We start from the raw sequence: 5,363 nt of genomic DNA, 5'->3' as shown, positions 1-5,363 counted from the left end.
TAGTTACAGGACAGTATATCACATGTCCTGTCACTGCTCCTACCTGCCTCGCCTTCTTTGAGGCAGTGGCGGCCCCTCTCTCCTGGGTTGCGTTCAGTGTCTGGCTGCTGGTGATGGGAGGCTACGTTGCCTACGGGCGGGTACCCAGACCAACGAGACGCAGCCACTGGTCTCCGAGCGAGGCAAGCGATTGCTGGTGCAGGTCGGACGACGGATACTTAGCGAGAGAGGGAGAGGCACGAACGTGCACCCCCAGTACTGAGGCGTCACTTTGGGATGCGAGCCACCGAGTGGAGCTGAAGCCAGCGCTGGAATGCGGCGGAGAAGACTGGTGGCCGGGCTGGTCGCTGCGACCAGGATTGCTCTTGCAGGCAGACAGGCCTTGACCCTGACACAACGTCATGGTGTAGCCTCTCTTCAAGAGGAGGTGACAGCCTTGGAATATACGATCGGGCAAATCGCCCGCCTGGCCCGCGTCAGCGTGCGTACCCTGCGCCACTACGATCGCATCGGTTTGTTGCACCCCAGCGCTTACTCAGCAGCTGGCTACCGCCTCTACTCCAGCCAGGACCTGGAGCGTCTGCAACGCATTCTGTGCTATCGCCAGCTGGGCTTCTCCCTGCGCCAGATCTCTGCCCTGCTCTCCGCGCCGGCAACCGACCCCCTCGCTGAGCTGCAGCACCAGCGTGCCCTGCTCTCTGAGCGGATCGCCTCCCTCCAACGGATGCTAGAGGCCGTCGACCAGCTGCTCAAGGCTCGCTCACTGGGGATCATGCTGGAGCCGGACGAGCTGCTGACGGCCTTCGGCAAGGACGACCCGGTGGCCTTCTCCAAAGAAGGGCACCAGCGCTGGGCTGAGACAGCCGCCTGGGCTGAGGCCAAACGGCGCGCTGCATCCTTCCGCCGCGCGGAGTGGCAAGCGATGCAGGCCGAATTCAGTGCCCTCATGCGCGAGCTTGCCACCGCCTCCACTCACGGGGTGCCTGCGACGAGCGCCCAGGCCAGGCAGCTCGCCGAAGCCCATCGCCTGCCTCTATATTGAGCGCTGGTTTTACCCGTGTCATCTCCAGCTGCATTGCCGCCTGGCCGACCTCTATGTGAGCGATCCGCGCTTTACTGAGCGCTTTGAGCGCTTTGCTCCCCAGCTCGCGCAGTATCTGCGCACTGCCATCTATGCGAATGCCGGGTATTTGAGTGCCCGAGAGAGAGGAGATGACTCATGACGTCTTCGGCTTCTGATGAGGAGATCTCAGATCCCTCTTCATGCCTCTGGAGCTGGATGAGCTTCCCTCAGCCGCACAGGACCACGCTAAGCGAGCGCAGCGGTGAGCGTGCTCTCCGAGGTAATCTCTGGTGAGCCTCACCCCGCTGCGGCGTTACTCTGGCCTCACAGGAGGGCCGACGATTTCAAGGTGATATTTGGCGGCAAGGGCTTGCATTTTCGCAAGATCCGGTGGGGTAGGTGCAGGAAGCGCCAACGATTGGGCCGGTTCACCCATCTCAGCGTGAAACTGTTCCAAGCCGGCTGGAACGGTGAATTGCAAGAGTCTGGCTGGCTGACTCCCCTCGACCAGGAAGCCATGAGCGATATCCTTGGGCAGAAAAATGAAAGCTCCAGCTCCAGCCTGCCAACGGCGTTCTCCACAGACGAAGGTAAGTTCCCCTTCGAGGATATAGAAAGCCTCGTCTTCGGCATGATGCACATGCAGGGGCGGCGCAAAACCTGGCGGCAAGGTCTGTTCGATCAGGCTGAAGGTCTGAGCAGTGTTCTGCCCGATCGCTTTGAACAGCATGAGTGTGCCAAGAAACCAGACAGCCGGGCCTTCATCACGGGCGAGAAGGTAAGGGTCATTGCTTGCTGTCACGGGATGGTTCTCCTTTCAGAAGCGAGCGGGTGATCTGGCTGCACCCTCTCGCCTCCACGGATCAGCCAGCTGGCCAAAGTCTGAACGTGAGAGGGCCATCCAGCAAACTAGTAAGCTAAACTTACTAGTTATATAATAAGTTAAACTGACCAGGAACGCAAGAGGGAGGATCATGGAGAGCAATCAGCCCTTACCTCGGATGATTGGCGCTTTGCTACGCATCCCATTTCAGCAGACAGTTGCACGGGTCCATCAGCGCCTCATGGAAGCAGGATACACTGACCTCCGTCCCACCCACTTTGCCCTGTTACAGCAGTTACGCCCAGAAGGTTTACGAGTGACCGAATTAGCAAGCCTGGCCCAGATGACCAAACAATCAATGGGCGCAATCGTAGATTATGTTGAGGAACGAGGGTATATTGAGCGGATACCTGATCCAAAAGATGGACGGGCACGGCTCGTCCGCTTAACGCCGCGTGGTCGTGAAGTGGAGCAAGTTGCCCGGGCCGCCATTGGGGAACTGGAAACCGAGTGGGCGCAGTACCTGGGTCCCGAGCGCTTCGCAGCGTTACGCAGCGCCTTGCAAGACCTCGTGACGTTCATCGAGTCTCAGGGTGAGGGTGGCAGACTCTCCTACCGAGATCATGACTCTGCCTCTCAGTAGACCATCACAGTTCCTCTTTTTGTCCTAGCCACTCTTGTGAAGAAGGAGCGACCTGGATGCGTCGATTCTTTCCTGTACTCACCCTGGTGGTGATGGCTCCAGTGATCGCCGAACTGCTCTGGGGATCGACCCCTATCAGCCGCGCTGCCTCTCTCATCAGCCAGGTGCCGATGTACGGAGCAGGGGCACTTTTGATCCGCGACGTGGTGCGCAGGGCAGGAGCAAGCGCGGATGGGCCAGTGTGCTGCTATTAGGTGTCGCCTACGGCCTCGTTGAGGAAGGTCTGGCCATTCAATCGTGTTTCAATCCCACCCTCTTTGGAGCAGCCGACTGGGGCGCACGCATCTTCGGGATCAACGGCGTCTATACCCTCTGGGCCGTTGGCTATCATGCTGTCTGGAGTGTCGCTATTCCAATCTTACTGACAGATCTGCTCTTTCCAGCCGAACGGAAGAAGCCTTACCTGGGTAGGGTTGGCCTTGTCGTCACCGGCATATTCTATGTTCTGGGGGTCGCGCTGATCGGGTTCTTCTTATTCCGCTCGACACACTACCTGGCCCCCCCTCCCCTGCTTGGTCTTACCGTCCTTGTCGTGGCGATGCTCGTCATGGCCGCTCTGCGTCTGTTGCCTCGGAACAGACCCGAGACAGAGCAGCCAGAGAGGGGACCCTCGCCCTGGGTCGTCCTGGTGGTAGCCAGTATCAGTGGTTTTGCCTGGCAGTTTGTGTTAATCTGGCTAAGGCACTTTGTGCCAGTGTTGTTCGCAGGAGCCTGGGTAGTGCTACCGATGGCACTCGCAGTCATCATGGCCGGAGCAGTCGGCTGGTTGGTACAGCAATGGGCTCAAAGTCGCAATTGGAGCGACCTTCATCTTCTGGCCCTGGCCAGCGGAGCACTCGTTGCACACACGCTCTTTGGGGCGCTCGTTCTCGCTCAAACTCCTGTTGATCGCCTGGGACTCCTGGGGCTGGGACTGGTGATGGTTGCCATGCTCATTGTCCTGGCCTTTCGCCTTCGCGCCAGGAGTTCCTACGACGCCACGCCGGTGTAGGTAGAGACCTGCTTTCTGCCGCCTCTCCGGGCCTCTCCAGCCAGCCCCCGTGCCACAGGAAGGCCTCGGAGGCGGAGACTGAAGCGCAAGCCTGCAGCGAGGGTGGCCAGGTTCCCAGGCAGTACTACAGTACAGGCGCCCGATCTAGTGAGACCATAGGACAAGCACAATGCCTGCGTACCGCGCCTGGTGACGGAAGCGGTTTGCAACCTCCCTCTGAGCTTGATGCTACCAGCCTCCTGCTACCGTTCGCAGTCTGGCAGAAGCGACCAGCTCCTTCAATTTTTCACTAAAAATCAATTAAATTTTCGCAGATATTTTATATTGATATTTGCCATCAGTTATGTTACTCTAAGAGAGTAGCAGTGTTCTGTATCGGCTGGCCTTTCATTCGTGAAAGGACGGGAGTGATGGTGCGTGCTCAACAGATCAAGGTTCTCCTGGTCTTTGCCAATCCCCTGCCCGGGCAGCGCCTTGAACTCGATAGGGAAGAGCGCCAGATCAGACAAGCGATTGAGCGCTGCATCTATAGAGAGCGCATCAAGCTTGTATCACGTCAGGCAGCCACGACAGCGGATCTACAGCGGGCGTTGATAGAAGGGTCGTATCAGATTGTGCACCTGGCTGGTCATGGGATACGAGAGGGAATTTTTCTGGCAGATGAGCGCCACGGCTGTCACCTGGTTCCCCCGACTGGCCTGGCGCGCCTTTTCCAAGGGCATCCTGCCCTGGACTGCGTCGTACTCAACATCTGCCATTCCCTGGCCCAGGGAGCAGCGTTGACCTCGGTCCCTTTCACGATCGCCATGGATCAGGAGATCTCTGACGAGGCTGCTATCGAGTTTGCCCGCGGCTTCTATGATGGATTAGGGGCAGGAAAGTCCTATGAGGAGGCTTACGAGCAGGGCTGTATTGCTATTGCTCTGACAAGGCCAGATGAAACAACGCTGCCGCACCTACTCAGGTATGGCCAGTGTGTGGCTCCCGTGAACGAAGAGCAGCGTGAAGAGAGCAAGCAGGAGATCAGCGCCCGACGCGAGCGTCCCTATATCCGGCCTGGCCGCTACCTCATCGGCTGTGCCTTTGATCTCTCTGGCTCGATGCAAGCCAGTATTCGTTCTGAAGGTGAGAAGGAACTGAACCGTCTCCAGGGCGTTGAGCTAGCCTGGCGCGAGCTGCTGTTAGAAGCCAGGAACAGCCTGCGAGCGAGAGAGCCGGGTTCGCTCCCTGGACTCCTCTATTGATCTCTTCGCCTATGGCTTTGGCTTGCGCTCGGTGCCCGTGTGTGACCTCTTCAGCCTGCTGAAGGCCATTCGGGAACAGCTTCCCCAGGCCGAGATCGAGGATGCCGCGGCGGCCAAAAAACAGAGCTGGCGGCGCCAGCTGAGCGGTTATGCAGAGACAAGCACCTTGCTGAAGAGTCTCGACCTGGGTAACCTGCTCAGCAAAGGCCAACGGGTGATCAATCGGATTGGCGAATACAGAGCGATCAAGGAGATGATCAGGGCCAGACGGTCGACGATTCTGGCCAGGGCAGAGGAGCTTGGGGACACAACACTTTCCTTAGATGAGGCGCTCGATCTCATTGATGTGCCTGCGCGTTGGCGCATTGATTTGACGGCCCTCAAAGAGCTGGTCTTCGGGGCAACGCCTTCCAGCGAGCTGTTTGAGGAACTGATCCGGCGGTTTCAGGCAGAGCAGCAGCAGCGCTCGGCGCCTCCCACTCGGACCTTGCTGCTGCTCATCTCCGATGGCAAATTTGCCCAGCAGGACCCTTTGCCGC

8 protein-coding genes are annotated in these 5,363 nt (G+C 58.7%); 7 read left to right on the top strand and 1 reads right to left on the bottom strand.

Annotated features, from left to right (window positions below; all coding sequences use genetic code 11):
- The first annotated feature begins 436 nt into the window (after window positions 1–436).
- A complete protein-coding gene (locus A4R35_RS01705) occupies window positions 437–1,042 on the top strand; it encodes a MerR family transcriptional regulator (protein WP_262982311.1) in 606 nt (201 codons plus the stop codon).
- Window positions 939–1,223 (top strand): TipAS antibiotic-recognition domain-containing protein, encoded by a 285-nt coding sequence (locus tag A4R35_RS25200; protein WP_399356054.1) that lies wholly within the window; start codon window positions 939–941, stop codon window positions 1,221–1,223. The genes A4R35_RS01705 and A4R35_RS25200 overlap by 104 nt, the downstream gene beginning before the upstream one ends.
- 153 nt (window positions 1,224–1,376) lie before the next feature.
- Here the strand turns inward: A4R35_RS25200 and A4R35_RS25195 are convergent, their stop codons facing one another.
- Window positions 1,377–1,793, bottom strand: a complete 417-nt coding sequence (locus A4R35_RS25195) for a cupin domain-containing protein (protein ID WP_223258487.1) — start codon at window positions 1,791–1,793, stop codon at window positions 1,377–1,379.
- Between the two features lie 244 nt (window positions 1,794–2,037).
- On the opposite strand from A4R35_RS25195, the gene A4R35_RS01695 reads away from it, so the two are divergent.
- From A4R35_RS01695 to A4R35_RS24100, 5 genes are all read left to right on the top strand, one after another.
- The gene (locus A4R35_RS01695; RefSeq protein WP_112425938.1) at window positions 2,038–2,529 is read left to right on the top strand and encodes a MarR family winged helix-turn-helix transcriptional regulator; all 492 of its coding nucleotides are present in this window, start codon (window positions 2,038–2,040) and stop codon (window positions 2,527–2,529) included.
- Between the two features lie 56 nt (window positions 2,530–2,585).
- Window positions 2,586–2,783, top strand: a complete 198-nt coding sequence (locus tag A4R35_RS01690; RefSeq protein ID WP_112425936.1) for a hypothetical protein — start codon at window positions 2,586–2,588, stop codon at window positions 2,781–2,783.
- Window positions 2,771–3,580 carry a hypothetical protein gene (locus A4R35_RS01685; RefSeq protein WP_112425935.1) on the top strand — a complete coding sequence of 270 codons (810 nt, stop codon included), beginning with the start codon at window positions 2,771–2,773 and terminating at the stop codon, window positions 3,578–3,580. Before A4R35_RS01690 ends, A4R35_RS01685 begins: the two co-directional genes overlap by 13 nt.
- Before the next feature lie 410 nt (window positions 3,581–3,990).
- The gene (locus A4R35_RS01680) at window positions 3,991–4,824 is read left to right on the top strand and encodes a CHAT domain-containing protein (protein ID WP_112425933.1); all 834 of its coding nucleotides are present in this window, start codon (window positions 3,991–3,993) and stop codon (window positions 4,822–4,824) included.
- Window positions 4,825–4,855: 31 nt separating this feature from the next.
- A partial coding sequence (locus A4R35_RS24100) for a hypothetical protein (protein ID WP_189361216.1) occupies window positions 4,856–5,363 on the top strand: 508 nt, incomplete at its 3' end.

Source organism: Thermogemmatispora tikiterensis, assembly GCF_003268475.1.
Classification (GTDB): Bacteria; Chloroflexota; Ktedonobacteria; order Ktedonobacterales; family Ktedonobacteraceae; genus Thermogemmatispora; species Thermogemmatispora tikiterensis.
Note: the sequence above shows the minus strand (reverse complement) of the source record. Positions and strands in the feature narration are given on the sequence as shown.

Excerpts from the sequence above, each read along its gene's own strand:
- A4R35_RS25195 (WP_223258487.1), bottom strand. The coding sequence starts at position 1,793 with ATGCTGTTCAAAGCGATCGGGCAGAACACTGCTCAGACCTTCAGCCTG.
- A4R35_RS01690 (WP_112425936.1), top strand. The coding sequence starts at position 2,586 with ATGCGTCGATTCTTTCCTGTACTCACCCTGGTGGTGATGGCTCCAGTG.
- A4R35_RS01695 (WP_112425938.1), top strand. The coding sequence starts at position 2,038 with ATGGAGAGCAATCAGCCCTTACCTCGGATGATTGGCGCTTTGCTACGC.
- A4R35_RS01680 (WP_112425933.1), top strand. The coding sequence starts at position 3,991 with ATGGTGCGTGCTCAACAGATCAAGGTTCTCCTGGTCTTTGCCAATCCC.